Origin of the sequence: Pseudonocardia sp. (genome assembly GCF_050250275.1) — a bacterium.
Lineage (GTDB): Bacteria > Actinomycetota > Actinomycetes > Mycobacteriales > Pseudonocardiaceae > Pseudonocardia.
Map to the genome: position 1 here is coordinate 107,144 of NZ_JBFWOY010000010.1, position 26,731 is coordinate 133,874.

Here is a 26,731-nt window from a genome sequence, read left to right on the forward strand (position 1 = left end):
AGGAGGAACCGCCGTGCCGCAGGGCAAGGTCGCCAGCGTCCCCGACGACGGGCTCTCGACGCGCCAGCGCCGTAACCGGCCGCTGCTCGTCGTGCACACCGGTGAGATGAAGGGCAAGTCGACCGCCGCGTTCGGGCTGGCGCTGCGCGGCTGGAACCAGGGCTGGTCGATCGGGGTGTTCCAGTTCGTGAAGTCGGCGAAATGGAAGGTCGGCGAGGAGGAGGCGTTCCGCGCGCTGGGCCGGGTGCACGAGCAGACCGGGCAGGGCGGGCCCGTCGAGTGGCACAAGATGGGCGCCGGCTGGAGCTGGACCCGGCGCGCGGGCACCGAGGAGGACCACGCGGCCGACGCGGTCGAGGGCTGGCAGGAGATCCGGCGCCGGATCGAGAACCAGGTCCACAACGTCTACGTCCTCGACGAGTTCACCTACCCCATGAAGTGGGGGTGGATCGACGTCGACGAGGTCGTCGGGGTGCTCACCGCGCGGGAGGGCCGCCAGCACGTGATCATCACCGGCCGCGATGCCGCGCCCGCGCTGATCGAGGCCGCGGACCTGGTCATGGAGACCACCAAGATCAAGCACCCGATGGACGCGGGCCAGAAGGGGCAGCGGGGCATCGAGTGGTGAGGGCCCTGGTCGTCGCCGCGCCCGCGTCGGGCAGCGGGAAGACGACCGTCGCGACCGGGATCATGGCCGCGCTCGCCCGCCGGGGGACGGCGGTCGCGCCGTTCAAGGTCGGCCCCGACTACATCGACCCCGGGTACCACACGCTCGCCGCGGGCCGGCCCGGTCGCAACCTCGACCCGGTGCTCGTGGGCGAGGAGCGGATCGCGCCGCTGCTGCGCCACGGGTCGGCCGGGGCGGAGGTCGCGGTCGTCGAGGGGGTCATGGGGCTGTTCGACGGCCGGGTCGAGGACGGGCACGGCTCCACCGCCCATGTCGCGCGGCTGGTCGGGGCGCCGGTGGTGCTGGTCGTGGACGCGAAGGGGCAGTCGCGCAGCCTGGCCGCGCTGCTGCACGGGTTCCGCTCGTTCGATCCCGGCGAGGGGCCCGTCGACATCGCGGGGGTGGTGCTCAACCGGGTCGGCAGCCCGCGGCACGAGGCGATCCTGCGCGCAGCAGCAGCCGAGGTCGGGTTGCCCGTCCTCGGTGCCCTCCCTCGCCACGAGGGCCTCGCGGTCCCGTCGCGCCACCTGGGCCTGGTCACCGCGGCCGAGCACGGTGCGGCGGCGCACGCGGCCGTCGACGCCATGGCCACCCTGGTCGCCGAGCACGTCGACCTCGACGCCGTGGTCGCGCTCGCCCGGCCGGTCCAGCCCGGCCCGGTATGGGATCCGCAGGTCGCGCAACCCGTTGCGGCACAACCGGTCGTCGCCGTCGCCGGTGGCGATGCCTTCACGTTCGGCTACGCCGAGCACACCGAGTTGCTGGCCGCGGCCGGGGCGCGGGTGGTCGTCGTCGACCCGTTGCGCGAGGAGAAGCTGCCCGACGACTGCGCCGCGCTCGTGCTGGGCGGGGGGTTCCCCGAGGAACACGTCGCCGCGCTCGCGGACAACGCCCCGCTGCGCAGCGCCGTCGCCGAACTCGCCGCGGGTGGGGCGCCGGTGCTCGCCGAGTGCGGCGGGCTCCTCTACCTGTGCGCCGACCTCGACGGCGCCCCGATGTGCGGGGTGCTGGCGGCGTCGGCGTCGATGACCGGGCGGCTGACGCTCGGGTATCGGGCCGCGGTCTCGTTGTCCGCGACGCCGTGGCGCCCGGCCGGGACCCGCGTCACCGGGCACGAGTTCCACCACTGCGCCGTCACCCCGCGCGCCGGTGTCGCGCCCGCCTGGGGCTGGCGGGGTGCCGAGCCGGAGGGGTTCGTCGCCGGCGGGGTGCACGCGTCGTTCCTGCACACCCACCCCGCGGGCGACCCGGAGGCCGTCGCCGCGTTCGTGAGCGCAGCCGCGGAGTGAGGCTCGTCGTCGGGCTGGGCGCGTCGAGCGGGGTTCCCGAGGAGGCAGTCGCTGAGTTGCTGGCCCGGGTCGTCGACCGGCCCGAGGACGTCGTCGCGTTCGCGAGCATCGACCGCCGCGCCGACGAGCCGGGCCTGCTCGCCGCCATCGCTCCCGCCCCGCTGCGGACCTACCCGGCGGCAGCCCTGGACGGGGCCGGCGCGCCGGGGGGCAGCGCGAGGGTCCGTGCGGCGACGGGTACGGGCAGCGTCGCCGAAGCCGCCGCCCTGCTCGCCGCCACCGAGCTCGCCGGTCCCGGGGAGCAGGTGCGCCTGCGCGTCGCCAAGACCGTCGGGGACCGCTGCACGGCGGCCGTCGCAGAAATCGCACGAACGGCCCTTTCCCGCAACTGAGCTGCGGGAAAGGGCCGTTCGTGCAACTCTCCGGCCCGTCGGCGCGACCCGTACGTGCTCCACGGGCAGGAAGGGGTCGCTCACCGGGTCCGGGTGTGACGCCCTGCGGACGCGGACGGATCGGCCCCCACCCGCGGTTATGCTCACCGCCGCCCACCCCCGACACAACTGCAGGAGGACCGCGCGTGAGCGAGGAGCACTACCTGGTCGGCCTCGACCTCGCCGGCCGCCGGGTCGTGGTGGTCGGGGGCGGGCAGGTCGCGCAACGGCGGCTGCCACGGCTCATCGCCTCCGGCGCCGTGATCGAGGTGGTGTCCCCGCAGGTCACCCCGGCCGTCGAGGGCATGGTGTCGGCGGGTGAGATCACCTGGACCGCACGCGGCTGGGTCGACGGCGACCTGGACGGCGCCTGGTACGCCGTGGCCTGCACCGACGACGCGGCGGTCAACGTCGCCGTCGGGGCGGAGGCCGAGCGCCGCCGCGTGTTCTGCGTGCGCGCCGACGACGGCAGCGCCGGCTCGGCCGTCACCCCCGCCTCGGGCGACCACGACGGTATGACGATCGGGGTCCTCGCGGGCGGCGTGCACCGCCGGTCCGCGGCGGTCCGGACGGCGCTGGTGGAGGCCTTGCAGGCCGGGGTCGTCGACGACGTGGCCGAGCCGGTGGCGGCGGGTGTCGCGCTCGTCGGTGGCGGCCCCGGCGACCCCGAGCTGATCACCGTCCGTGGCCGCCGGCTGCTGGCCCGCGCCGACGTCGTCGTCGCCGACCGGCTCGGCCCCCGCGACCTGCTCGACGACCTCGCCCCGCACGTCGAGGTCGTCGACGCCTCCAAGATCCCCTACGGCCGTGCCATGGCCCAGCAGAAGATCAACGAGCTGCTGATCGAGCACGCGCGGGCCGGGAAGTTCGTGGTGCGGCTCAAGGGCGGCGACCCGTTCGTGTACGGACGTGGCTTCGAGGAGGTCCAGGCCTGCACGGCCGCGGGCGTGCCCGTCACGGTCGTCCCGGGCATCACGAGTGCGTTCGCCGCACCGGCGGTGGCCGGGGTCCCGGTCAGCCACCGCGGCGTGGCGCACGAGATCGTCGTCGTCTCCGGGCACGTCGCCCCCGACGACCCGCGCAGCCTCACCGACTGGGCGGCGCTCGGCCGGATGCGCGGCACGGTCGTGCTGATGATGGCGGTCGAGCGGATCGGTCTGTTCGCCGACGCGCTCGTCGTCCACGGCCGCCCCGCCGACACCCCCGTCGCGGTCGTCCAGGACGGCACCACGCGGATCCAGCGGTCGCTGCGGACCACGCTGCGCGACGTCGCCGCCGATGTCCGCGACCAGGAGATCAGCCCGCCCGCGATCGTCGTCGTCGGCCCGGTCGCCGGTCTGTCGCCCGACGGGTCCTGAGCGCGGCGTGCTGTACCTCGTCCGGCACGGTGAGAGCACCTGGAACGTCGCCGGTCTGCTGCAGGGCTGCACCGCGCACGTCCCGCTGACCGCGCGTGGCCGGGCGCAGGCCCGCGCCGCCGCGGACGTGCTCTCGGCCGAGCCGGTGCGGGCGATCGTGTCGAGCGACCAGCGGCGCGCCGCCGACACCGCCGCCGTCATCGGGGCCCGGCTGGGCGTGCCGGTGGCCACGACGGCGGCGCTGCGCGAGCAGTGCCACGGCGCCTGGGAGGGCGGGCCCGCCGCGGGCCGGGCCGCGGTCCTGGCCGACGCCGATCCCGACTGGGCGCCGCCCGGTGGGGAGTCGGCCCGGGCGCTCGCGGCCCGCGTCGCGACCTTCCTCGCCGGGTGCGGCCCCGACGGCACCGTGCTGGTGTCCCACGGTGAGACGCTGCGCACCGCGCTGGCCCTGCTCACCGGCACCGACGACCGTACGGTCCCCCCGAACGGTGCCGTGACCAGCGTCGTCGGTGGTCAGGGGGGCCGTGGACGGGCTGCGCGGCACGACCGTGCCGGGCTGCTCGCTTGACCTGGTCCGGGGCGTGTGGTGCAGTCCTCGTCGACGGCAGTGGAGGAAGTCCGGTGCGAATCCGGCGCGGTCCCGCCACTGTCACCGGGGAGTACGTCCGCCCATTCGAAGGCCACTGTCCAGCGTCGGACGATCGGGCCGGGCGACGTGCGGTGATCCGGAAGCCAGGACACTTCCTGCCGTCGTCGACACCCCGACTTCGGAGGGCGAGGACCCTCGAGGAGGCGATCATGTCCGGCGACGGTCCGGGCTCGGCGGAGCCCGTGCGGCGTTCCCCGCGCACCCCCTGCCCGCGACGCGTGCGCACCGCGTCGACCTGCCCCGGGCGGTTGCTCGTCGTCGGCTGCGCCGCGTCCGGCGACCCCGACGGGTCGCCGCCGTCGGTGCCGCCCGGGATCGTCGACCGCCTCGACCGTGCCGACGTCGTCTTCGCCGTCGGCGATGCCGAGCCGACCGTGCTGTTCTACGCCGAGGCGTGGCGCGTCGAGCGCCTCGACGGCGTCGCCTCCCGCGACGGCCGCCGGGTCGCGGCCTGGTTCGCCGGCCATCCGGGCGCGACCGCGGTGCTCGTCGACCCGGGCGATCCCCGCCAGGTGACCACGGTGGTGTCGGCGCTGCTGCCCGCGCTGCGGGTGGAGTCGCTCGACGGGCCGGGGCTGGCCCCGCCGCGGCGGTACCCGCTGGGCTGGTCGACGGAGTGACCGGCTCCCAGGGGGACGAGTTCCAGGGTGACGACTTCCAGGGGGACTTCCACCGCCTCGCGCGGGCCCGCCGCGACGTGCGGACCGGGTTCCGCCCCGACGTCGACGTCGACGACGACGTCCTGCACCGCATCCTGGCCTCCGCCCATGCCGCCCCGAGCGTGGGCCACTCGCAGCCGTGGGACTTCGTGGTGCTGCGCGACCGCGCCGTGCGCGAACGGGTCCGCGACCTCGTGCACCGCCACCGCGACGCCTACGCCGCCGCGCTGCCGCGGGCGCGGGCCGCGGCGTTCGCGTCGTTGCAGGTCGAGGCGATCCTGCAGACCCCGGTCAACGTCGTCGTCACCAGCGACCCGACCCGCGGCGGCCGGCACACCCTGGGCCGGTACGCCCAGCCCCGGATGGGCACGTTCTCCACGGTCACGGCCGTGCAGAACCTGTGGCTCGCCGCCCGCGCCGAGGGCCTCGGCGTCGGCTGGGTCAGCTTCTTCGACGACGCGGGCGAACGCGAGCTCACCGGCCTGCTCGGGCTGCCCGCGCACGTCGAGGTCGTCGCCTACCTGTGTGTCGGGCACGTCGACGGGTTCGCCGACGCCCCCGAGCTGGAACGGGCCGGCTGGTCGCGGCGGCGGCCGCTGCGCTGGGCCGTGCACCACGACGTCTACGGCCGCCGCGGACTGCCCGGGGAGGCACCCATGGACCTGGTCGACGAGACCGTCGCCGCGATCGAACCCGTCTCCGGGGACGCACGCGACGCCGCGCGGGAGCGGCTGGACCGGATGACCAAGCCGCGTGGCTCGCTGGGGCGTGTCGAGGACGTCGCCGTCGCCCTCGCCGCCATCGCCGGCGCGTGCCCGCCGCCCCTGCCCGAGCCGGCTGTGGTCGCGGTGTTCGCGGGCGACCACGGCGTCCACGCCCGGGGGGTGACGCCGTGGCCGCAGGAGGTCACGGCGCAGATGGTGGGCAACTTCCTGGCGGGCGGGGCGGTGGTCAACGCGTTCGCGGCCCAGCTCGGCGCGGAGGTGTGCGTCGTCGACATCGGCGTCGCCGCCGATCTCGACCCGGTGCCGGGGCTGTTGCCGCGCAAGGTCTCCCGCGGTACCGCCGACATGACCGCCGGGCCGGCGCTGACCCGGGGGCAGGCCCGCGCCGCCGTCGAGGTGGGGATCGAGACGGCCCGCGACCTCGTCGCCGCCGGGAACCGCTGCCTGCTCACCGGTGACATGGGCATCGCCAACACCACCGCGGCCGCCGCGCTGATCTGCGCGTTCACCGGCGCCGACCCCGACGTGGCGACCGGGCGCGGCACCGGCGTCGACGACGACACCCTCGCCCGCAAGACCGATGTCGTGCGGGCGGCGCTCGACCGGCACCGCCCCGACCCGGCCGACCCGCTCGGGGTGCTGGCCGCGTTCGGTGGTCTCGAACACGCGGGCCTCGCCGGGCTCGTCCTGGGCGCCGCGGTGCTGCGGGTGCCGGTGCTGCTCGACGGCGTCTCCGGCGGCGCCGCCGCCCTGGTCGCGGCCGCGTTCGCGCCCGCCGCGGTGCAGTACTGCCTGGCCGGGCACCGTTCCGCCGAGCCCGGGCACACCCTGGCGCTGTCGCACCTGGGCCTGGACCCGTTGCTGGACATGGGGATGCGGCTGGGGGAGGGCACCGGCGCGCTGCTGGCCCTGCCCGTCGCCCAGGCCGCGGCCCGGGCCCTGCACGACGTCGCGACCTTCGACTCGGCCGGGGTCGTCGACAAGAACGCCTGAGGTCGCGAGTGGCGACCGTCGCCGCTCACGGCAGCCAGGAGTCCATCGGGTCCGCGCGGCTGAGGGCGGGGTCGTCGCAGGACAGGGTGCGGGCCGCGCCCGGGCCGGAGGCGCGGGTCTCGAACCGGACCGTGACCCGGCCGTGCCCGGCGCCCTGCACCCAGCCGTGCCCGTGCTCGGCGTGGGCGACGTCGTCGCCGGCCCGCCAGGGCGCCGCCGGTGCCGGCGGGCGGTGGGGGGCCTCGGGCGGCTCGGTGACGGGGTCGGTCACCGGAGCGGGGGAGCCCGCCGCGACGGCCGTCCAGCCGTCGGCCGAGGCCACCGCGTCGAAGAGCGCCGGCGGCGGGGAGTCGTCGAGACCCGACAGCGACACCCCGATCAACCGGATACCGCCCTCGCCGACCGCGGTGCGCGCCAGCCGCTGCGCCACCGCGGTCAGGGTGCCCAGGTCGGTACTCGGGAAGGCGGTGGTCTCCGACCGGCTCGACGTGGCGAAGTCGGCCGTGCGGGCCTTGACGGTGACGGTCCGCGCCGCCCGCCCCGAGGCGACGAGCCGCCGGTGCGCGGCCTCCGCCATGCGCGCGACCGCGGCGTGCACGTCGGTCATCGTCGTCAGGTCGGTCTCGAACGTGGTCTCGGCGCTGACCTGTTTGGCCGCACCGCGGGGCGCGACGGGACGGTCGTCGATGCCGCGGGCCAGCCGGTGCAGCTCCGCCCCGACCGCCGAGCCCAGCACGCCGCCGACCTCGCGGCCGTCCATCGCCGCGAACTGCCCGATCGTGCTCACCCCGAGCCGGTGCAGCGCCGCCTCCGACACCGGGCCGATGCCCCACAGCGACCGCACCGGCAGCGGGTCGAGCACCGCACGCTCGTCCTCGCGTGCGACGACGCGCAGCCCGTCGGGCTTGGCCAGCTCGGAGGCGATCTTGGCCAGCTGCTTGCCCGAGCCCGCCCCGACCGACGCGGGCAGCCCCGTGCGCTCCCGCACCGCCGCGCGCAGCGCCGTCCCGAACGCGGTGACCTCCGCCGCGCTCGCTCCGGCCAGAGCGGGCGGTTCGAGGAAGGCCTCGTCGAGCGATACAGGCTCCAGCACCGGCGCCGCCTCGCCCAGCACCGTCATGACCATCGCGCTCAGCGCCTTGTAGAGCTCGAAGCGCGGCGGCAGCACCGTGGCGTGCGGGCAGGCGCGACGGGCCTGGGCCATGGGCATCGCCGACCGCGCTCCGAACACCCGCGCCTGGTAGCTCGCCCCGGCCACGACCCCACGCGGACCGGCGCCGCCGACCAGCACGGGACGGTCGGCCAGCGTGGGCCGGGTGAGCTGCTCGACGGAGGCGTAGAACGCGTCCATGTCCAGGTGCAGCACCCAGCGCCGTCCCGGACCCGTCACCCGGCCATTCTCACCCCGGGCACCGACAGTGTCCGTCGGGGCGATCAGCCCTCGGCGGCCACCGGGTCGCTCTGCAGCGCGTCGAGGAACGCGCGCACCGTCGCCGGCCCCTCGTGGAGCACCCCGTTGACGAAGAACGACGGCGTCCCGCGCACCCCGGAGCGGATACCGGAGTTGAAGTCGGCCTCCACCCGGTCCTCGACGAAGCGGGTGTTGGGCCACAGCACCTTCTCCGGCGGGACGCCGATCTCCTCGGCGTAGCGGCGCAGGTCGGGCTGGGTGAGGCGCGCCTCGTCGCCGGAGTAGAGCCGCGCGTGCATCGCCCAGAACTGGCCCTTCACCGACGCGCCTTCGGCCGCGGTGGCAGCCGCGAGCGAGAACGGGTGCAGCTCGTAGAGGGGGAAGTGGCGGAACGCGAAGACGAGCTTGTCGCCCAGCCGCTCGATGACCTCCTCCACCACCGGGTAGGCCGCCCGGCAGTAGGGGCACTCGAAGTCGCCGTACTCGACGAGGGAGTAGGGGGCATCGAGGACACCCCGCAGATGGTCGTACGCGCCGATCGGCGGATCGAGCCGGAATGTGCTGATGGTCGCCCTCCTGATCGCGGGTCGCCCGGGCCGGGCAGGATTCCTGGCGTGGCCGTCACGACACTAGCCGAGCGCGGGGACCTGAGCCGCGCCGCGCGCCAGTTCCTGCGCACCGAGTCCGGCTCCGCGGTGATGCTGCTCTCGGCCGCGCTCGTCGCCCTGATCTGGGCCAACGTCTCCGGCAGCTACGAGACGTTCTGGCACACCGAGCTCTCGCTGCGCTTCGGTGGCGTCGCCCTCACCGAGGACCTGCGGCACTGGGTCAACGACGGCCTGATGGTCATCTTCTTCTTCAGCATCGGTCTGGAGATCTCGCGCGAGATGACGATCGGTGAGCTGCGCGGCGGGAAGGCGATCGCCACGCCCGCCCTCGCCGCGCTCGGCGGGCTCACCATCCCGGCGCTGCTCTACGTCGCCTTCAACGCCGGCGGTCCCGGCGCGAGCGCCTGGGGCATCGCGATCTCCACCGACACCGCGGTCCTGCTCGGGGTGCTCGCGCTCGTCGGTCCGCGCTGCCCGGACCAGCTGCGCATCTTCCTGCTCGCGCTCGCCGTCGTCGACGACATCGGTGCCATCGCCGCGATCGCGATCTTCTACACCGACCACGTCGAGTGGACGGCGCTGCTGATCGCGATCGGGCTGTTCCTGGCCACCGTCGCGCTGCGGTTCGTGAACTTCTGGCGCACCCCCATCTACGTGCTGATCGGCGTCCTCATGTGGGTGTCGGTCCTCGAGTCGGGGATCCACCCGAGCGTCGTCGGTGTCCTCATGGGCCTGCTGGTCAACGCCTACGCCCCGCAGCGGCGCGACCTGATGCGGCTGCAGCTCGCCGGCACGAGCCTGCTCGTCGACCCCACCCCGGAGCGGGCGCTGGCCGCGCAGGCCGCCGCGGTCGGGACGATCTCGCCCAACGAGCGGCTGCAGCTGCGCATCCAGCCGTGGTCGGGCTACGTGATCGTGCCCCTGTTCGCGCTGGCCAACGCCGGCATCGTGCTCGACGGCCAGACGCTGCGCGCGGCCGCGTCCTCGCCGATCACGTGGGGCATCGTCGTGGCGCTGGTCGTCGGCAAGCTGCTGGGTGTCTCCGCCGGAACCTGGGTGGCGCTGCGCACCGGTCTGGGCCGGGTGCCGGACACGCTGCGCTGGGGTCAGCTCGTCGGAGGCGCCGCGCTCTCGGGGATCGGGTTCACCGTCGCGCTGTTCGTCACCGATCTCGCGTTCGACGACGAGGCGCTCAAGAGCCAGGCGACCATCGGCATCCTCGCGGGTTCGGTGCTCGCGGCGCTGCTGGGCTGGCTGATCTTCCGGCTGCTGGGGGAGCGGGGTGGCCAGTGCGCCCCGAGCGGGCTGCCGGTCCTGCCGCCGCGCCCGTGGCGCCCGCCGGCCTGACCCGGGTGCGGCGCGGGACGTCATCGGCGCGCGTCGTGCCGGGTCCCGGACCCCGGCGGGGCGTCGGGCACGCTCACCCGTGGGGGCGCCGGGCACGCAGCACGGCGTCGCCGTCGTGCTCGGTGACGGGCGGCGCGACGGCGCCCAGCCCGGCGACGGCGGCCGGATGACGCAGCCGCGGTGTCAGGTCGACCAGCCAGAACGGGCCCGCGGGCGCGTCGTCGCCCGCCCAGCCCAGCACGGCCGCAGGCGTTCCCGGCGGGCTGAGCGTGATCGAGTCCATCGGCCGTGACAGGCCCTCGCCGGTGACCTTGAGCAGCGCCTCCTTACGGGTCCAGACCCGCAGGAACTCCTCGGTCGTCGCCGGCGCCGGCCGCAGCCGCTCGGCCGGCGAGCTGACGTGCTCGGCCATCGACGCGACGTCGGACAGGGTCCGGTGGTGCTCGGCGTCGAGCCCGACCGCCACGTCGGCGACCGCGAGCCCGACGAGGTCGCCGGAGTGGGTGAAGGAGAACTCTGGGGCCCCGGGCTCGTCCAGGCGCGGTTTGCCGTGCTGGGCCCCGCACCGGCACCTGCGGTCGAACCGCACACCCGCGGGATGGGTGGCGGTGCGTTCGCCGAGGACGAGCCGGGTCAACGCGTGCGCGGCCAGGTAGCGGCCCGCGTCGTCGGGCTTGCGGAACGCGCGCAGCCGGGTGCGTTCGTGCTCGTCGAGCAGGCCGACCAGGTCGGACCGGCCCGCGGGGTCGATCGGCCGGGCCCACCAGATCGCGCACCCCGTGGCGCGGGCTGCGGACGGGCCGGTCGGGTCGGGGTCGGGCACGTCGCCAGCGTCGCACGACGGCCGCGACCGGTGCCGGGGGCGTGACGCGCGCGACGTGGAGACCGCGTGCGCGGGACGCGGTAACACCTCGCGTCCCGCGCACGGCCCCCCGATGCGGCCCGCCGTCACCAGCGGCGGGCCGCGGTGTCAGCCGCTGCGGCGGGCGGCGAAGTCGGTGCGGTGGTGCGCCGGCTTCGTCGACACCGATCCGTGGGACGTGGACGACGCCCCGGGGATCGTGCGCTGCGGCTGGTCCCCGCCCTTGCGCCGCGCACGTCGTTCGGCGCGGTTGAGGACGGGCTGGTCGGTCCCGGCGGTGGTTGCCGCGGCGGGAACCGGGAGAGGGGACGGGACGCGTGCGGTCATGCGGACCTCCTGTGAGCTGGGCCGGCGCGCAGCGGCGGACGGCGGGTGCCGGCCGGTGGGCTGGGACGGGGCTGCCCCGCGACGAGTGCGGGGGCGACGGCGGGCGGGCGCCCGCGGTCGGCTCAGAGGAACAAGCGCATGGCCGGAAAGGTAGCCGCGCACCCGCGGGCCCCGCCACTGATTTACCGTCGACGTCGTGACCAGCACGAACGGTTCGGTCGACGTGGTCGTGATCGGCGGCGGGATCGCCGGGGCGTCGGTGGCCTACGAGCTGGCGGCGCACCGGCGGGTGCTGCTGCTGGAGGCGGAGCAGGCGCTGGCCACACACTCGACGGCGCGCTCGGCCGCGACCTGCATCCCCGGCCACGGCACGGGCCCGGTGCGGGCGCTGGTCGCGGCGAGCCTGCCACGGTTCGCCGCGCTCGCGCAGGAGCTCGACGCCCCGCCCCTGCTGACGGCGCGCGCGGTGATCTGGGCGGGCTTCGACGACGACGGCGTCCACGGCGTCGACGGGCTGCTCACCGAACGGGCCGGGGAACCGCTCGCGCCGCAGCGCATCTCCGCGGGGGAGGCGGAGCGGCGGTGCCCGGTGCTGCGCCCCGGCGTGGTGCGGGCGGCCGCGCTGACCTCGGCATCGGCCGACGTCGACGCCGCAGCCCTGCACGCCGCGTTCGTCCGCGGTCTGCGCCGCCGGGGCGGGGTGGTGCGCACCTCGGTACGGGTCACGGGGATCGGTCGGCTCGCCGCCGGCTGGCGGGTCGGCACCGGGGACGGCCACGTCGACGTGCCGGACGTGGTGGACGCGGCCGGGGCGTGGGCCGATGTCGTCGCCCGCGCCGCGGGGGTGGCCCCGATCGGGCTGGTCCCGTTGCGGCGCACCGCCGCCGTGCTGTCGGTGGCGGAGCCGGAGCGGCTCGTCGGTGCCGGCGGCGGGCTGCAGCCGATGGTCACCGAGGTGGGGGAGCGCTTCTACTTCAAGACGGAGTCGGGCGGGCTGCTGGCCTCGCCGGGCGACGAGACGCCGTCGGAGCCGGTGGACGCCCGCCCCGACGCCCTCGACGTCGCGCTGGCGTTGGAGCGGGTGGCCGCCGTGACGACGCTGGGGCTGCGCTCGGTCCGGACGTCGTGGGCGGGGCTGCGCTCGTTCGTCGCCGACCGGCGCCCCGTCGTCGGGTCCCGGCCGCAGGACCCGGGGTTCCACTTCGTCGCAGGTCAGGGCGGGTCGGGGATCGAGACGTCGCCCGCGCTGGCGGCGTTCGCGGCGGCGGTGATCACGGGGACGCCGGTCCCGGCCGACATCGCCGTCGACCCTGCGACCCTGAGTCCGACCCGTCTGAAGTAAGCATCCGCTCACTGTCGATGGCACGATGGGGGCATGACGGAGACCGCCACCACCGGTACCCCCGCGCTGCCCGCGCTGTTCGACGGCGAGTTCTGGAGCGACCCCTACCCGGCCTACGCCGCGCTGCGCGAGGCCGCCCCGGTGCGGCGCATCGACATGCCGGGCGGGCCGGCGTGGATCGTCACCCGCTACGACGACGTCCGCGCCGCGTTCACCGACCCCCGCCTGGCCAAGGACTGGCGCTGGACGCTGCCGCCCGAGCAGCGTGCCGACGCCCCGGCCACGCCGATGATGATCCTGATGGACCCGCCCGACCACACCCGGCTGCGCAAGCTCGTCAGCCGCCCCTTCACCGCCCGGCGGATGGCCGAGCTGCGCCCCCGCGTCGAGGAGATCGCCGCCGACCTGCTGGCCGACCTGCCCGCCGACGGCACCGTCGACCTCATGGCGCGCTACGCCTTCCTGCTCCCGGTGCGGGTGATCTGCGAGCTGCTCGGCGTCCCCGCCGAGGACCGCGACGACTTCAGCGCCTGGTCGGCCACGATGGTCGACGACGCACCGCAGGACGCCAAGATGCAGGCGTCGCAGCAGATGAGCGCCTACCTGGGCGCGCTCGCCGGGCGCAAGGCCGCCGACCCCGGCGACGACCTGCTCTCCGCCCTCGTCGCGGTGTCCGAGGACGACGGGGACCGGCTCTCCGGTGAGGAGCTCGTCGCGATGGGCGTCCTGCTGCTCATCGCCGGCCACGAGACCACGGTCAACCTCATCGGCAACGCGCTGCTGGGCCTGCTCACCCACCCCGAGCAGCTGGAACTGCTGCGGCGCGACCCGGAGCTGGGCAAGGGCGCGGTCGAGGAGTTCCTGCGCTGGGACTCGCCCGTCGGCAACGCACCGGTCCGGTTCACCACCGAGGACGTCGAGATCGCGGGCACGACGATCCCCGGCGGGTCGGTCGTCGTGCTCGGGCTCGGCGCGGCCAACCGCGACCCCGCCCGGTTCCCCGACGCCGACCGGCTCGACCTGACCCGCGACGCGAGCGGGCACGTCGCGTTCGGCCACGGCCTGCACTTCTGCCTCGGCGCGCAGCTCGCGCGGATCGAGGGCGACGTCGCGCTGCGGGCGCTGCTCGACCGCTACCCGTCATTGACCCTGGCCGCCGACCCCGACGACCTGGTGTACCGGCACAGCACGCTCATCCGCGGGCTCACCGAGCTGCCGGTCACGCTGGGCCGGTGACCGCGGGTCGCGGCCGTGCGTCAGCGCAGCGCCGCGGCGAGCTCGTCGACGGAACCCAGGACCGCCACCGCGCCCGCCTCCTCCAGCTCGCCCGGGTCGGCGTAGCCCCAGCCCGCGCCGAGGCACGCGATGCCGTGCGCGGCCGACCCGGCGACGTCGTTGCGCCGGTCGCCCACCATCACCGCGCGGGTTGCGGCACCGGGGCCCAGGCGGCGCAACGCCTCCGCGACCACGTCGGCCTTCGTCGGGCGGCCGGCGTCGAGGGTGTCGCCGACGATCGTCGTGAACAGCTCGGTCCAGCCGTGATGGTCGAGGATGCGTTCGGCGTAGACCTCGGACTTGCTGGTCGCCAGGGCCAGCCGGAGCCCGGCGCCCGACAGCTCGCGCAGCAGCGCGTCGATGCCGGGGTAGGGGGTGGAGTCGTAGAGGCCCCGCGCCGCGTAGTGCCTGCGGTAGACGACCAGCGCCTCGGCCGCCGCCTCCGCGCCGACGATGCCCGGCAGCGTCGTGTACAGCGGCGGGCCGAGGACGTGGCGGCCCACCGCACCCGGCGCCACCTCGATGCCCATCTCGGCGAACGCCGCGTCGAGCGAGCCGAGGATCCCGGACGCGGAGTCGACGAGGGTGCCGTCGAGGTCGAGCAGGACGGTGTCGGGGCGGGTCGTCACGCCGTCCATCGTGGCGGATCGACCGCGTCGCGGCCCGCGGCGGTCGGCGAGGTCACGCGGTGAGCCCGCGCAGGGCGGCGGCGGTCGCCGCGTCGGCCGGGTGGAACGTCTCCACGGCCAGCTCCTCCACGGTGACGTCCGCCGCCGTCGTGACGTGCGCGGCCAGCGAGAACAGGGCCAGCTCCGCGCCGGCGACACGCAGCCGCAGCGGCACGACGACCGCGCCCGCGCCCGGCGCCTCGTCGGTACCACCCGGGTAGGCGGCCAGCTCCGCGTGCAGCGCGGCCAGGCGCGCGTCGCCGGTCCGGTCGGCGCGGCGGCGGACCTGGCCGAGCAGGTGCGCCCGCCACTGCGGGAGGTTCGCGATGCGCGGCGCGAGACCGTCGGGGTGCAGGCTCACCCGCAGCACGTTGACCGGGGGTTCCAGCAGGTGCGGGGCGCAGCCGGCGAGCAGCGTCGCCGCCGCCGCGTTGGCGTCGACGAGGTCCCACCACCGGTCGAGCAGCAGCGCCGGGTGCGGCAGGTGCGCGGCCAGTACCGCCCGCAGTGCCCCGCGGACGTCGGCGAGGGCCGGGTCGTCGAGGCCGTGCTGCGGGTAGGCGGGCGCGAACCCGGCGGCGAGCAGCATCTCGTTGCGTTCCCGCAGCGGCACCTCCAGATCGTCGGCGATCCGCAGGATCATGCGCGCCGTCGGCCGGCTGCGACCGGTCTCGATCCAGCTCAGGTGCCGGGTCGAGACCTCGGTGCGGTTCGACAGCTCCAGCTGGGACAGCCGCCGGCGCTCCCGCCACTCGCGCAGCAGGACCCCGACGGGACGGGTCGCGGCCGTGGTCGTCATGGCGGCGACGGTAGTGCGCCGACGTCGTCACCACGATGACCTCCGAGGTCATCGACCCGCTGCCGTGGACGGCCGCAGGATCGTCGCCGTACCGACCGACACCACGAACGGAGACCGCGATGAGCACGCTCACCGACGCCTACCTCGCCTGCTGGAACGAGACCGACCCGCAGGCCCGCCGCACCCTCGTCGACCAGCACTGGGCCCCGGACGCCACCTACACCGACCCGCTCGTCGACGTCGCCGGCCGCGACTGCGTCGCCGCCACCATCGCCGCGGTGCAGGAGCAGTTCCCCGGGTTCGTGTTCACCCCCGTCGGGCCCGTCGACGCCCACCACCGGCAGGCCCGCTTCGGCTGGGGGTTGGGGCCGGCGGGACAGGAGCCGGTCGTCGTCGGGTTCGACGTCGTCGTCACCGACGCGCAGGGCCGCATCGAGCGGGTCCTGGGCTTCCTGGACAAGGTCCCGGCCTGACCGCCCACGGTGGGCGTCCCGGTCGGGGCGCCCACCGTGACCTACGCTCCGCGGCATGCCCGAACCGCCCGGGGGAATGCTCGGCCCGCTGCTGGGCGCGGACCGCGTCGCCGCCAGGCTCGACGGCCGGGCGTGGCTGGACGCCCTGCTCGCCGTCGAGGTCGCCCTCACCCGCGCGGCCGCGGAGGTGGGACTCGTCGACGCCGCCGACGTCCCGCACGTCATGGGGGCGGTCGCGAGGCTGCGCGACGAGCTCGACCCGGCAGTCGTCGCGGTCGAGGCAGTGGCGGGCGGCAACCCGGTGATCCCGGTGGCGCGCAGGTTGCGTGCTGCCGCCGGACCGGGTGCCGGGGCCGTGCACCCGGGCGCCACCAGCCAGGACGTCATGGACACCGCGCTGGTGCTGCTCGTCCGGTCGGCGACGGTGGTGATCGACGACGACATCGGCAACGCGGCCGACGCCGCGGCCCGGCTGGCGGCGGCCCACCGTGACACCCCGATGGCCGCCCGGACCCTGGGGCAGCAGGCGTTGCCGACCACGTTCGGCCTCGTCGCCGCGGGCTGGTGCGCCGGACTCGACCGGGCGGTGCACAGGCTCGTCGACGTCGTCGGCGCCCTGCCCGTCCAGTTCGGCGGTGCAGCCGGGACGCTCGCGGCGTCGCACCCGCACGGCCCGGCGCTGGCCGACGTGTTCGCCGACCAGCTCGGCCTGCCCCGCCAGGACGTCCCGTGGCACACCGAGCGGTCCCGCATCGGGCAGCTCGCCGGGGCCCTGGGCGTCGCCGCGGGTGCGTGCGCCAAACCCGCGACCGACGTCGTGCTGCTGTCCGCGACCGAGGTCGGGGAGGTGTCGGAGGCGGCGCCGGGCGGGTCGTCGTCCATGCCGCACAAGCGCAACCCGGTCGCCGCGGTGACGGCGCGGGCGTCGGCGCGCCGGGCTCCCGGCCTCGTCGCGACGCTGCTCGCCGCCGCCGACCACGAGTACCAGCGCGCAGCCGGCCCCTGGCACAGCGAGTGGCCCGCGCTCGTGGACCTGCTGTGCGCCACCGGTGGGGCCGGCGCCCGGCTGCGCACGTGCCTGGGCGGGCTCGTCGTGCACCCGGAAACCATGGCGCGCAACCTCTCCCTGACCGACGCGGGCGGCACCCCGCACCACGCCGGCGACCTGGTCGACCGGATCCTCGGTCGTCGCCCAGAGGCGTGAGTCCGCCGGTGGGGGAGCGGATGCTGACGCGGGAGGCGCTCAACCGGGCTCTGCTGGCGCGGCAGGGCCTGCTGGAGCGGGTCCGGATCGGCCCGGAGCGGGCCGTCGAACGCTTCGGCGGGCTGCAGACCCAGTACGCGCCCTCGGGCTACGTCGGGCTCTTCTCCCGGCTCGACGGGTTCGCCCGCGACGACCTCACCGCGGCACTGACGGCGGGGCGCGTCGTGCAGGGCTGGGTGATGCGCTGCACCATCCACATGGTCTCGCGCGCCGACTACGCCCCGCTGACGGCCGCGGTCCGGCTGCCGCGGCGCGGGTACTGGATGCGGCTGCACAAGGCCCACCCCGAACAGCGGTTCGTCGAGGCGTCGGCGCTGGTCCGTCGACGGCTCGCCGCCGGGCCTGCCACCCAGGCCGAGCTCACGGCCGTGCTGACCGACGCCGGGCTCGACCGCGCCCTGTTCCCCGGCACCCAGCTGTGGACCGACATGGTCCGCGTCCCACCGGCCGGGACCTGGGAGAAGCCCCGCGCCCACGTCTACGGTCTCGCGGGCGATCTCCTGGACGGGCCGGTCCCGGAACCCGACGACGTCGTCGCCGCGGGGGAGGAGCTGCTGGTCCGGCGCTACCTGCGCGCGTTCGGCCCGGCCGCGGCGAGCGACGTCGCCCGCTACGCCGGGGTCACCGTCGCCACGGTCCGGGCGGTCCTCGCGCGCCTGGACCTGCGCCGGTTCCGTGCCGAGGACGGCGCCGAGCTCGTCGACCTGCCCCGGGCGCCGCTGCCCGACCCGCACACCCCGGCGCCGGTGCGGTTCCTGTCGAACTTCGACGCCGTCCTCCTGCTGGGGCACGCCTCCCGGGCCGGCGTGGTCCCCGCCGGGTGCCGGGACCGGGTGTTCCACCGGTCGATCCCGCAGTCCGTGCCGACGGTCCTCGTCGACGGCAGGGTTGCGGGGAGCTGGCGGGTCGCCGACGGCCGGGTGGTCGTCACCCCGTTCGTGGAGCTGACCACGCGCCAGCGCCGTGAGGTCGACGACGAGGCCGAGCGCCTCGCCGCCTTCCGGACAGGCTGACGGCCCGGACGCCGTGTGGGCGTCCGGGCCGGGAACGGGTGGTCTGCCGGCACCGCGAGCGGGTCAGCGCAGGAGCTGGGCCAGGTCGGCGGGTGCGTCGGCCTGGGCCCGCAGGTCGGCCACCAGCCGCTGCATGTCGCGGTCGACGTGGTGGGAGTCGTCGCGGGTGAGCAGCCCGGTGAAGGGTGCGGAGGGACGGAACTGGGCGAGCCGGAAGGGCCGGGAGCCGTTGCGGTGCGCCCGAACCGAGACGGCGACGACGACGAGGACCAGGGCGAGAACCAGCAGTGAGAGGACCATGGCAGGAACTATCGGCTCGATGAGTTCCTGCCAACAGGCGGCAGGAAGTCAACCTCCGCAAAGATTCCGCCATAGACTGTGACCCATGCTGCGCAGCGTTGCCGCACTCGTCCTCGACCAGCTCGCCGTGTTCGAGTTCGGCGTGATCTGCGAGGTCTTCGGCCTCGACCGCTCCGAGGACGGCCTGCCCGTCCTCGACTTCCGCGTCTGCGGCCCCGAGGCGGACGTGCCCCTGCGCGCCACGTCGGGCGGTGTGCTCATCACCCCCGACCACGGCCTCGACGGACTGCAGGGCGTCGACCTCGTCGCCGTGGGCGCCACCCGGCTGCGTGAGTTCCCCGAACCCGTCCTCGACGCGCTGCGTGCCGCCCACGCCGACGGCGCCACGATCCTCTCGGTCTGCTCCGGGGTGTTCGTCCTCGGCGCCGCCGGCCTGCTCGACGGCCGCCGCTGCACCGCCCACTGGAACGCCGTCGACGAGATGCGCGAACGCCACCCCCTCGCCCTCCTCGAACCCGACCTGCTCTACGTCGACGAGGGCGACCTCGTCACCAGCGCCGGCACCGCCGCGGGCATCGACGCCTGCCTGCACCTGGTCCGCCGCGAGCTCGGCAGCACCGTCGTCAACGGCATCGCCCGCCGCATGGTCGTGCCGCCCCAGCGCGAGGGCGGCCAGCGCCAGTACGTCGACCAACCCGTCCCGGAATGCTCCGTCGACACCCTCGCCCCCGTCCTCGACTGGATGCTCGAACACATCGACCAGGACCACAGCGTCGCCGCGCTCGCCTCCCGCGCCGGCATGTCGGCGCGCACCTTCGCCCGCCGCTTCGCCGCCGAGACCGGCACCACGCCGGTCCGCTGGCTCACCCTGCAGCGCGTCCTGCGCTCCCAGCGCCTCCTCGAGGACACCGACCTGTCCGTCGAGGAGATCGCCCACGAATGCGGCTTCGGCGGCGCGGCCCTGCTGCGCCACCACTTCCGCCGCCAGGTCGGCGTCGCACCCGCCGACTACCGGCGCTCCTACGGTTGCGGGGCCGACTCCGTCGCCGCCAGGCTGCGCACCGCGGGCGCCTGACCCCCGATCCGCCGCGGCGCACCCCGGCGCGCCCTTGTGATCCCGGCCCGATCGACCCCGGCCAGGTCCGTGACCTGCACAATCCCTGCCCCGATCCGGCACGTGCGTGAGGTATGAATAACGTCGGTGCCCGGGATGACGACCCCCGGCGCAGCAAGGAGATCGCATGACATCCGCCCAGCCCAGAGTCGCCGTGATCGGTGCCGGACCGTCCGGCCTCTACGCCGCGGCCGCCCTGCTCGCCTCGGCCGCCGACACCGGCGTCAGCGTCGACGTGATCGACCGGCTCCCCGCCCCCTACGGGCTGGTGCGCTACGGCGTCGCGCCCGACCACGTGAAGATGAAGTCGGTCATCCGCGTCCTGCAGAAGCCGTTCGACCCCGCCGAGGTCCACTTCCTCGGCAACGTCCCCGTCGGCCGCGAGGACGGCGGCCTGCCGCTCGACGTGCTGCGCGAGCACTACCACGCCGTCGTGCACGCCACCGGCAGCTCCGTCGACCGCGCCCTCGGCGTGCCCGGCGAGGACCTCGTCGGCAGCGTCGGGTCCGGCCAGGTCGTGAGCTGGTACTCCGGCCACCCCGACCACCTCGGCTCCGCGCCCCCGCTCGACCACCCGGGCGTCGCGGTCGTCGGTGCCGGCAACGTCGCGCTCGACGTCGCCCGCGTGCTCGCCAAGTCCGCCGACGAGATGGCCACCACCGACATTCCCGACAACGTGCTCGCCGTGCTGCGCGAGAGCGCCGTCCGCGACGTGCACATCCTCATCCGGCGCGGCCCGCAGCACGTCAAGTTCACCCCGGCGGAGCTGCGTCAGATCGGCGAGCTCGCCCACGCCGACGTGATCGTCCACGACGACGACCTGCTCGCCGGTGAGGGCCCCGACCGCACCGGCATCGACGACCGCCGCCAGCACCAGAACCTCGACATGCTCGTCAAGTGGGCCGCCGCCGACATCGAGGAAGGCCGGCCGCGCCGCATCCACCTGCGGTTCCTGCGCAGCCCCGTGCGCGTCCTGGGCACCGACGGACGCGTCAGCGGCCTGGTGATCGAGCGCAACGAGGTCGTCGACGGCCGGGTCCGCGGGACCGGCGAGGAGGAGACCCTCGACGTCGGCCTCGTCGTGCGGGCCATCGGCTACTCGGCCGAGCCCATCCCCGGACTGCCGTTCGACGAGGCCACCGGCACCGTTCCCAACGAGGGCGGCCGGGTGATGCGCGACGGCGAACCCGTCGTCGGCTCCTACGTGACCGGCTGGATCAAGCGCGGCCCGAGTGGTGTCATCGGCACCAACAAGGGCGACGCCATCGAGACCGTCCAGAAACTGCTGGAGGACCTGCCGAACCTGCCCGACCCGAAGGCGCCCGCGCGGGAGGACCTGCTGGCCTCCCTCGTCGCGCACGGCGTCGAGGCGGTCGACTGGACCGACTGGCTGCGTCTCGACGCCGAGGAGGTCCGGCTCGGGGGGGCGCGCGGCGGTGCCGACCGCGTCAAGGTCGCCGAGCTGGCGGCGATGATCGCGGCCTGCCGCGGAACCTGACCGCCCCACGACGTGCTCGAGGCCCCCGCCCGGACGTTCGGCGGGGGCCTCGGCTCGCTCACACCCGGAGTGACCCGTCGAGCGGTCGGTCCGGGTGTGACGGTCTCAGGGGGTCAGCCGGGATCGACGGCCAGGACCATCGGGTGCGCGAGCATCCGGTCGGCGAAGCCGGGGGCCTCAGCGACGGTCATCGACATGGTGGCGAACACCGAGCTGTAGGGGACGCCCTCACGGACCTCGACGGAGAAGTCGCGGACGGGCAACCCGCAGTCGCGCAGCAGCTCCGCGGCCTGCAGCGCCCCGCCGAGCCCACCGGACACGGTGATCTCGTAGCGGCGGTACATGCGGAAGCCGGTCGACGGACGGCGGTCATCGAGAAGAGTCATGGCAGTGCTCCGGTCTGGGTCCTGAGAAACGAGGAACCCGAGCCAGGTCTCGGAAGTGAGCGGGCCGCAGGGGTGGGCGGCGGGAAGAATGCGCGCGGGCGGCCTGGCTCAGCCGACGCGCAGGGTTACTACCTCTGCGCGCGGAGCGATGAACTCGTCGAGGCGCACGGTGGTGACCGTAGCAACGTCGCGGCCCCCGATCAACCGACACGCCCGACCGCGGGCCGGACGCGTGGTGCCTGCCGGCGGTCGGCGATGGTTTAGCATCAGCACAACAGGTTCATTTGTCATCCTGTTTCGACGCGGTACGGGCGGGGGGCGAGGGGATGGTTGCCGACGACGCCTCCCCACCACCGGCGGTCCCCACCGGGGGTGGTCCCGCCGTCGGGCGCCGGCTGCGCGTCCCCAAGATGGCCGAGCTCGTCGCCGCGCACCTGCGGCGCCAGATCATCCGCGGTGAGCTCTCCGCGGGCGACGCGCTGCCCTCCGAGGCGGCCCTGATGGAACAGTTCCAGGTCTCCCGGCCCACCCTGCGCGAAGCCTTCCGGGTCCTCGAGTCGGAGTCGCTCATCAGCGTCCGGCGCGGCGCCCACGGGGGAGCACGCGTCCAGGTCCCCGACGCCGACGTGGCCGCCCGCTACGCCGGGTTCATCCTCGAGCACCGCGGGACCACTCTGGAGGACGTCTACGACGCCCGCCTCGTCCTCGAACCGCCCTGCGTGGCCCTGCTGGCCGAACGCCGCGCGGACGACGACGTCGCCCGCCTCAGAGCGGCCCTCAAGGCCCACGACGACGTCAGCGGCGACCACGACCTGACCATCCGCACGCACACCGCGTTCCACACGCTGCTCATCGAGTTGACCCGCAACCAGACGCTGCAGGTCCTCATCGGCATGATCGACCACATCATCGCGCTGGCGAACTGGTCGCACATCGCCGCCGACGCGGGCACCCCGCAACACCTGCGGGCCATCCGCCGCGGGCTGCGGGCCCACCACCTCGTCGTCGAGCACATCGAGAGCCGCGACGCCGTCGCCGCCGAGGCGATCTGGCGCAAGCACCTGGACGAGGCGCGGGACTACCTGCTGCGCGCCGACTTCCGCACGGTGCTCGACCTGATGGACTGAACGCGACCGTCCACGCGGCTGTGTGCCTGCGCCGGTTCGCCACCGGCGTGGTCCGGGCCCGGCCACTCCGGGCCCGGCCCTGACCGACCCGGCCGAACGGCGAGGACTGATCCGAGCGGGTCGGATCGACCCGGCCCGGATCTGCGCCGGTCGGATCGACCCCCGATCCGAGCGGGGTCGATCGACGGCCCCGGAACCGGGCCGGTCCGATCGACGAGGCCCGGAACCGGTCCTGCCAGGACCGGTGGGCCGATCGCCGGCCGCGACGACGAGGCCCGCGACGACGAAGCCCCGCAACGACGAAGCCCCGCAACGACGAAGCCCCGCAACGACGAAGCCCCGCAACGACGAAGCCCCGCAACGACGAAGGCCCCGCCCGGAGTCCGGGCGGGGCCTTCGACGTGGAGTGCGACCGTCAGTCGGTCGGATCCTTCGGGCGTCCGGCGTCGGGACGGCCGGCCAGCGCGGGCTCGTCGTGACGCTCGCGCTCGTTGATCCGGTCGACCTCGGCCTCGTGGAGCTCCGCCCGCGCCCGGTCCAGAGCCACGGTCTCCTCGACCGGGTCCGGGGTGAGCAGCGAGCCGGGGACCGGGTGGCCTGCCGAACCGAGCTGGTTCATCCGCTTGGGCACCGGAGCGCCCTGGTAGGCCAGCGGTACGGCGTGTCCGTGCGTGTCCACCCCGCCGAGCGGCTGGTGGACCTCGATGAACTCGCCGTGCGGGAGCCGCTTGATGATGCCGGTCTCGATGCCGTGCTCGAGGACCGCGCGGTCGGACCGCTGCAGGCCGATGCAGATGCGGTAGGTCACCCAGTACGCGATCGGCGGGACGATGAGGGCGCCGAGACGCCCGGCCCACGTGGTCGCGTTCAGGGAGACGTGGAAGAAGTAGGCGATCCAGTCGTTGATGCCCGAGAGCACCAGCCACACGTAGAACGAGATCGCCATGACGCCCAGCGACGTACGGACCGGCGCGTCACGCGGGCGCTGCAGCAGGTTGTGCAGCGCGTTGTCCTTGGTGAAGCGCCGCTCCAGCGCCGGGTAGATGCCGGCGACGATGTAGAGCAGCGGGAGGAACGCGGCCGTGCCCCAGAAGGCGGCGGGGATCGTGTAGTTCCCCAGGTATATCTCCCACGGCGGGAAGATGCGCGCCATGCCTTCGGTGAACAGCACGTACCAGTCGGGCTGCGACCCCGCGGAGATGTGCGAGGGGTCGTAGGGGCCGATGTTCCAGATCGGGTTGATCTGGAACAGGCCCGCCATCAGGCCGATGACGCCGACGGTGACGGCGAAGAACGCGCCACCCTTGGCCGCGAACGCCGGCAGGATGCGGACGCCGACGACGTTGTGCTCCGTGCGGCCGGGGCCGGGGAACTGGGTGTGCTTCTGGTACCAGACCAGGCCCACGTGCACGGCGATGAGGGCCAGCAGGATGCCCGGGATGATCAGCACGTGCGCGATGTAGAAGCGCGGGATGATCTCGGTGCCGGGGAACTCGCCGCCGAACAGCAGCCACTGCAGCCAGGTGCCGATGACCGGGGCGGTCATCGTGATACCCGACATGATCCGCAGGCCGGTGCCCGACAGCAGGTCGTCGGGCAGGGAGTAGCCGGTGAGGCCCTCGAAGAAGCCCAGCAGGACCAGCAGGACGCCGATGATCCAGTTCGTCTCACGCGGCTTGCGGAACGCGCCGGTGAAGAACACCCGGAACATGTGGACGACCATCGCCGCCATGAACAGCAGGGCCGCCCAGTGGTGGACCTGGCGGACGAACAGGCCGCCCCGCACGTCCATCGAGATGGCGACCGAGCTCTCGAACGCCTTCGACATGTGGACGCCGCGCAGGTTGTCGAACGACCCGTTGTAGGTCGTCTCGGCCATCGACGGGTCGAAGAACAGCGCCAGGTAGGTCCCCGACAGCAGCAGGACGATGAAGCTGTACAGCGCGATCTCGCCGAGCATGAACGACCAGTGCGTCGGGAAGACCTTGTTGAACTGCTTGCGCAGCCCGGCAGCCGGGTGGTACCGCTGGTCCAGCTCGTCGAGTGCCCCTGCGGCCTTGGCCTGCAGCCCGCTGGGGGAGCTGGTGGGCGTCGTGATCGAACTCATGATCTCCGCTCCCAGAATGCGGGGCCGACAGCTTCGTGGAAGTCGCTCCTCGCCACGAAGTAGCCCTGCTCGTCGACCGTGATCGGCAGCTGCGGCAGCGCCCGGGTCGCAGGCCCGAACACGGGCCGAGCGTACTCCGTCGCAAGGAACTGCGACTGGTGGCAAGGACAGAGGATCCGGTTGTCCTGTGCCTGGTAGAGCGAGGTGGGGCAGCCCAGGTGGGTGCAGATCTTCGAGAAGGCGTAGTAGTCGCCGTAGTTGAAGTCCTCCTGGCCGGCCCGCTTGACGACCTGGGTGCCGGGCCGCAGGCGGATCAGCATGACCGGGGCGTCGGAGGCCTTCTGCGCGTGCAGGAGGGCCTCCTCGTCACCGCGCTCGCTCTCCCGGAACGGGAAGACCGTCTGCATGGAGCCGGGCTCCATGTCCTCCGGGCGGACCCGGCGGATCTCGGAGAGCTCGCCGGTGTCGCCGCGCAGGTAGACCGTCTCGCCGTTCTCCGGCTTCCACCCCGTCACCCACAGCGGGGAGTTGGGGCCGTCCTTCCACGGGTTACGGATCATCGGCCCGATCGCGGCGATGCCGAGGCCGATGCCGAACAGGCCGGCCGCCGCACCCGCCGACCGCTTGATCAGCGAGCGGCGCGCGATCGTCGTGTCCTTGCCCGCCGAGGCGAGCTGGGCCATGACGGTCCGGCGGGCGACCTCGTCGGACGGCCCGTCGTGACGCTGCTGGACCGAGATCTCCTCGGGGAAGAACTTGCGGACGTAGGTGATGACGCCGATGCCCAGCGACAGCACGGCCAGGCCGAACGTGACGCCGACGACCGGGGTGTACAGCGAGTACATCGTGTAGCCGGGGTCGGACGGCGGCCGGTACTCGTGCGGCCACGCGATGAACGCGACCACGAACGCCAGCGCGGCGACCGCCGACAGGACGAACCAGAACGCGACAGCGCGCTCGGCGCGCTTCTCCGCCCGCGTCCCCGGGACGGGGAACCTCGGGGCGTTGTGCTGGACGACGACGTCGTCGAGCTCGGTGGCGAGCCGGGCGAGCTCCTCGGGCGTCATGTCGTCGAGCTCGGCCGCGGTCGGGGCCGGCCTCGCGCCGCCCTCACCCGTCGTGACGCTGCTCATTGCTTTGCTCCCAACCACATCGCGAACCCGACGAGTGCGGCGATGCCGACGATGAAGGCGATCACGCCCTCCGACGTCGGGCCGATGCCACCCAGGCCCGCGCCGCCGACGTCGTTGTTGCCGTCACCGACGGACTTGACGAAGGCGATGATGTCCTCCTTCTCCTCGGGCGCGAGCTGCGCGTCGGAGAACTTGGGCATGTTCTGCGGGCCGGTGAGCATGGCCGCGTAGATCTGCGACTCCGTGGCCGGGTCGAGCGCGGGGGCGTACTTGCCCGACGACAGCGCACCGCCGCGGCCGGTGAAGTTGTGGCACGACGCGCAGTTCAGCCGGAACAGCTCGCCGCCGCGCGCCGGGTCGCCGCCGCGCAGCGCCTCGCCGGTGGCCGCGGGCATCGTGGGTCCGCCGCCGTTGGCCTGGACGAAGGCACCCAGCGCGGACAGGTTGTCCTGACCCTCCGGGGTGTGCGGGTCGAACTCGGCCCTCGGCGGCTTGCGGGCGGCCTGGGCCTCCTGGCGGGCCATCGGCATCCGGCCGGACGAGACCTGGAAGTAGACGGCCGCGTCGCCCACGCCGACCAGGCTCGGGCCGCGGTCCGTCACCCCCTGCAGGTTCGATCCGTGGCAGGAGATGCAGGCGTTGTTGTAGAGGTCCTGGCCCTTGGCGACGGTCGCCGCGTCGGCCGTCTGGGCCACCGCGGTCTGCGGCGTCGGCTCGACGACGGAGTAGAGGGCGCCGACCGACAGCAGCCCGATTCCCAACGCGAGCGCTCCGGCCAGTCGGCGCCGCACCTTGCCGTGCGGTCGTCGACCGCGGCGGGACCGCGGCTCAGGTGGTGTGGTGGTCGTGGATTCCATCGTCGGCGTTGTCCAACCCTCGCGTCGAGTTCGGGGCGCTTGCGAAGCA

At 74.5% G+C, this 26,731-nt stretch carries 27 protein-coding genes and 1 riboswitch; of the genes, 16 read left to right on the plus strand and 11 right to left on the minus strand.

All coding sequences use genetic code 11. The features are described 5' to 3' along the window. Positions 1-13 precede the first annotated feature (13 nt). The 7 genes from cobO (at position 14) to cobT (ending at position 6,771) form a co-directional block, all read left to right on the plus strand. Positions 14-628, plus strand: coding sequence for a cob(I)yrinic acid a,c-diamide adenosyltransferase (gene cobO / locus AB7F12_RS11790; protein WP_428499700.1), 615 nt, complete (start codon positions 14-16; stop codon positions 626-628). Beyond that, complete coding sequence (locus AB7F12_RS11795) at positions 622-1,956, plus strand: cobyrinate a,c-diamide synthase (RefSeq protein ID WP_428499699.1); 1,335 nt, start codon at positions 622-624, stop codon at positions 1,954-1,956. Before cobO ends, AB7F12_RS11795 begins: the two co-directional genes overlap by 7 nt. Further along, the gene (locus AB7F12_RS11800; RefSeq protein WP_428499698.1) at positions 1,953-2,348 is read left to right on the plus strand and encodes a cobalamin biosynthesis protein; all 396 of its coding nucleotides are present in this window, start codon (positions 1,953-1,955) and stop codon (positions 2,346-2,348) included. Before AB7F12_RS11795 ends, AB7F12_RS11800 begins: the two co-directional genes overlap by 4 nt. A 185-nt stretch (positions 2,349-2,533) precedes the next feature. Continuing rightward, a complete protein-coding gene (gene cobA, locus AB7F12_RS11805; protein WP_428499697.1) occupies positions 2,534-3,745 on the plus strand; it encodes a uroporphyrinogen-III C-methyltransferase in 1,212 nt (403 codons plus the stop codon). A 7-nt stretch (positions 3,746-3,752) separates the two neighbouring features. Further along, positions 3,753-4,313 carry a histidine phosphatase family protein gene (locus tag AB7F12_RS11810; protein ID WP_428499696.1) on the plus strand — a complete coding sequence of 187 codons (561 nt, stop codon included), beginning with the start codon at positions 3,753-3,755 and terminating at the stop codon, positions 4,311-4,313. Between the two features lie 20 nt (positions 4,314-4,333). Further along, a riboswitch (cobalamin riboswitch) is annotated at positions 4,334-4,508 on the plus strand. Between the two features lie 35 nt (positions 4,509-4,543). After that, a complete protein-coding gene (locus AB7F12_RS11815) occupies positions 4,544-5,014 on the plus strand; it encodes a hypothetical protein (RefSeq protein ID WP_428499695.1) in 471 nt (156 codons plus the stop codon). Then, the gene (cobT, locus tag AB7F12_RS11820) at positions 5,011-6,771 is read left to right on the plus strand and encodes a nicotinate-nucleotide--dimethylbenzimidazole phosphoribosyltransferase (RefSeq protein WP_428499694.1); all 1,761 of its coding nucleotides are present in this window, start codon (positions 5,011-5,013) and stop codon (positions 6,769-6,771) included. Before AB7F12_RS11815 ends, cobT begins: the two co-directional genes overlap by 4 nt. A gap of 25 nt (positions 6,772-6,796) precedes the next feature. On the opposite strand, the gene AB7F12_RS11825 is transcribed toward cobT, so the two are convergent. Together AB7F12_RS11825 and AB7F12_RS11830 are read right to left on the minus strand one after the other, a co-directional pair. Continuing rightward, a complete protein-coding gene (locus tag AB7F12_RS11825; RefSeq protein ID WP_428499693.1) occupies positions 6,797-8,161 on the minus strand; it encodes a DNA polymerase IV in 1,365 nt (454 codons plus the stop codon). 44 nt (positions 8,162-8,205) lie between these two features. After that, positions 8,206-8,763 (minus strand): DsbA family protein, encoded by a 558-nt coding sequence (locus tag AB7F12_RS11830; RefSeq protein ID WP_428517928.1) that lies wholly within the window; start codon positions 8,761-8,763, stop codon positions 8,206-8,208. Positions 8,764-8,796: 33 nt separating this feature from the next. Between AB7F12_RS11830 and nhaA the strand changes: the two genes are divergently transcribed. Beyond that, positions 8,797-10,137 (plus strand): Na+/H+ antiporter NhaA, encoded by a 1,341-nt coding sequence (gene nhaA, locus AB7F12_RS11835; RefSeq protein ID WP_428499692.1) that lies wholly within the window; start codon positions 8,797-8,799, stop codon positions 10,135-10,137. Between the two features lie 73 nt (positions 10,138-10,210). On the opposite strand, the gene AB7F12_RS11840 is transcribed toward nhaA, so the two are convergent. Next, entirely contained in the window at positions 10,211-10,960 is a 750-nt protein-coding gene (locus AB7F12_RS11840) for a 4'-phosphopantetheinyl transferase family protein (protein WP_428502249.1), read from the minus strand. A gap of 147 nt (positions 10,961-11,107) precedes the next feature. Further along, positions 11,108-11,326, minus strand: coding sequence for a hypothetical protein (locus AB7F12_RS11845; RefSeq protein WP_428502248.1), 219 nt, complete (start codon positions 11,324-11,326; stop codon positions 11,108-11,110). Between the two features lie 196 nt (positions 11,327-11,522). Here AB7F12_RS11845 and AB7F12_RS11850 point away from each other — a divergent pair, with 196 nt between their 5' ends. Both AB7F12_RS11850 and AB7F12_RS11855 read left to right on the plus strand, forming a co-directional pair. Then, positions 11,523-12,668 carry an NAD(P)/FAD-dependent oxidoreductase gene (locus tag AB7F12_RS11850; protein WP_428502247.1) on the plus strand — a complete coding sequence of 382 codons (1,146 nt, stop codon included), beginning with the start codon at positions 11,523-11,525 and terminating at the stop codon, positions 12,666-12,668. Between the two features lie 33 nt (positions 12,669-12,701). Beyond that, complete coding sequence (locus AB7F12_RS11855) at positions 12,702-13,904, plus strand: cytochrome P450 family protein (protein WP_428502246.1); 1,203 nt, start codon at positions 12,702-12,704, stop codon at positions 13,902-13,904. 20 nt (positions 13,905-13,924) lie between these two features. On the opposite strand, the gene AB7F12_RS11860 is transcribed toward AB7F12_RS11855, so the two are convergent. Together AB7F12_RS11860 and AB7F12_RS11865 are read right to left on the minus strand one after the other, a co-directional pair. After that, positions 13,925-14,581: an HAD hydrolase-like protein gene (locus AB7F12_RS11860; protein ID WP_428502245.1), complete on the minus strand. Its 657-nt coding sequence runs from the start codon at positions 14,579-14,581 to the stop codon at positions 13,925-13,927. A 43-nt stretch (positions 14,582-14,624) separates the two neighbouring features. Next, on the minus strand, positions 14,625-15,410 hold the full coding sequence (locus tag AB7F12_RS11865; RefSeq protein ID WP_428502244.1) for a helix-turn-helix domain-containing protein: 786 nt from the start codon (positions 15,408-15,410) through the stop codon (positions 14,625-14,627). A 119-nt stretch (positions 15,411-15,529) separates the two neighbouring features. Here AB7F12_RS11865 and AB7F12_RS11870 point away from each other — a divergent pair, with 119 nt between their 5' ends. The 3 genes from AB7F12_RS11870 to AB7F12_RS11880 are packed head-to-tail and all read left to right on the plus strand — an operon-like array spanning position 15,530 to position 18,160. Further along, on the plus strand, positions 15,530-15,883 hold the full coding sequence (locus AB7F12_RS11870; RefSeq protein WP_428502243.1) for a nuclear transport factor 2 family protein: 354 nt from the start codon (positions 15,530-15,532) through the stop codon (positions 15,881-15,883). Between the two features lie 55 nt (positions 15,884-15,938). Further along, positions 15,939-17,087, plus strand: a complete 1,149-nt coding sequence (locus tag AB7F12_RS11875; protein WP_428502242.1) for a lyase family protein — start codon at positions 15,939-15,941, stop codon at positions 17,085-17,087. A gap of 20 nt (positions 17,088-17,107) precedes the next feature. Further along, entirely contained in the window at positions 17,108-18,160 is a 1,053-nt protein-coding gene (locus tag AB7F12_RS11880; protein WP_428502240.1) for a winged helix DNA-binding domain-containing protein, read from the plus strand. A 63-nt stretch (positions 18,161-18,223) separates the two neighbouring features. On the opposite strand, the gene AB7F12_RS11885 is transcribed toward AB7F12_RS11880, so the two are convergent. Further along, positions 18,224-18,460 (minus strand): hypothetical protein, encoded by a 237-nt coding sequence (locus tag AB7F12_RS11885; RefSeq protein ID WP_428502239.1) that lies wholly within the window; start codon positions 18,458-18,460, stop codon positions 18,224-18,226. Positions 18,461-18,545: 85 nt separating this feature from the next. Between AB7F12_RS11885 and AB7F12_RS11890 the strand changes: the two genes are divergently transcribed. Together AB7F12_RS11890 and AB7F12_RS11895 are read left to right on the plus strand one after the other, a co-directional pair. Then, positions 18,546-19,535, plus strand: a complete 990-nt coding sequence (locus tag AB7F12_RS11890; protein WP_428502238.1) for a helix-turn-helix domain-containing protein — start codon at positions 18,546-18,548, stop codon at positions 19,533-19,535. A gap of 166 nt (positions 19,536-19,701) precedes the next feature. Then, positions 19,702-21,072 carry an FAD-dependent oxidoreductase gene (locus tag AB7F12_RS11895; RefSeq protein ID WP_428502237.1) on the plus strand — a complete coding sequence of 457 codons (1,371 nt, stop codon included), beginning with the start codon at positions 19,702-19,704 and terminating at the stop codon, positions 21,070-21,072. A 113-nt stretch (positions 21,073-21,185) separates the two neighbouring features. On the opposite strand, the gene AB7F12_RS11900 is transcribed toward AB7F12_RS11895, so the two are convergent. Then, a complete protein-coding gene (locus AB7F12_RS11900) occupies positions 21,186-21,458 on the minus strand; it encodes a hypothetical protein (RefSeq protein WP_428502236.1) in 273 nt (90 codons plus the stop codon). A gap of 326 nt (positions 21,459-21,784) precedes the next feature. Between AB7F12_RS11900 and AB7F12_RS11905 the strand changes: the two genes are divergently transcribed. Then, positions 21,785-22,585 (plus strand): FadR/GntR family transcriptional regulator, encoded by an 801-nt coding sequence (locus tag AB7F12_RS11905; RefSeq protein WP_428516387.1) that lies wholly within the window; start codon positions 21,785-21,787, stop codon positions 22,583-22,585. A 415-nt stretch (positions 22,586-23,000) separates the two neighbouring features. On the opposite strand, the gene qcrB is transcribed toward AB7F12_RS11905, so the two are convergent. From qcrB to qcrC, 3 genes are read right to left on the minus strand one after another with little or no spacing between them, the layout of a single operon-like run. Further along, complete coding sequence (qcrB, locus tag AB7F12_RS11910) at positions 23,001-24,692, minus strand: cytochrome bc1 complex cytochrome b subunit (RefSeq protein WP_428502319.1); 1,692 nt, start codon at positions 24,690-24,692, stop codon at positions 23,001-23,003. Further along, positions 24,689-25,825, minus strand: a complete 1,137-nt coding sequence (gene qcrA / locus AB7F12_RS11915) for a cytochrome bc1 complex Rieske iron-sulfur subunit (protein ID WP_428502318.1) — start codon at positions 25,823-25,825, stop codon at positions 24,689-24,691. Before qcrA ends, qcrB begins: the two co-directional genes overlap by 4 nt. Continuing rightward, positions 25,822-26,682, minus strand: coding sequence for a cytochrome bc1 complex diheme cytochrome c subunit (gene qcrC / locus AB7F12_RS11920; RefSeq protein WP_428502317.1), 861 nt, complete (start codon positions 26,680-26,682; stop codon positions 25,822-25,824). The genes qcrA and qcrC overlap by 4 nt, the downstream gene beginning before the upstream one ends. Positions 26,683-26,731 lie beyond the last annotated feature (49 nt).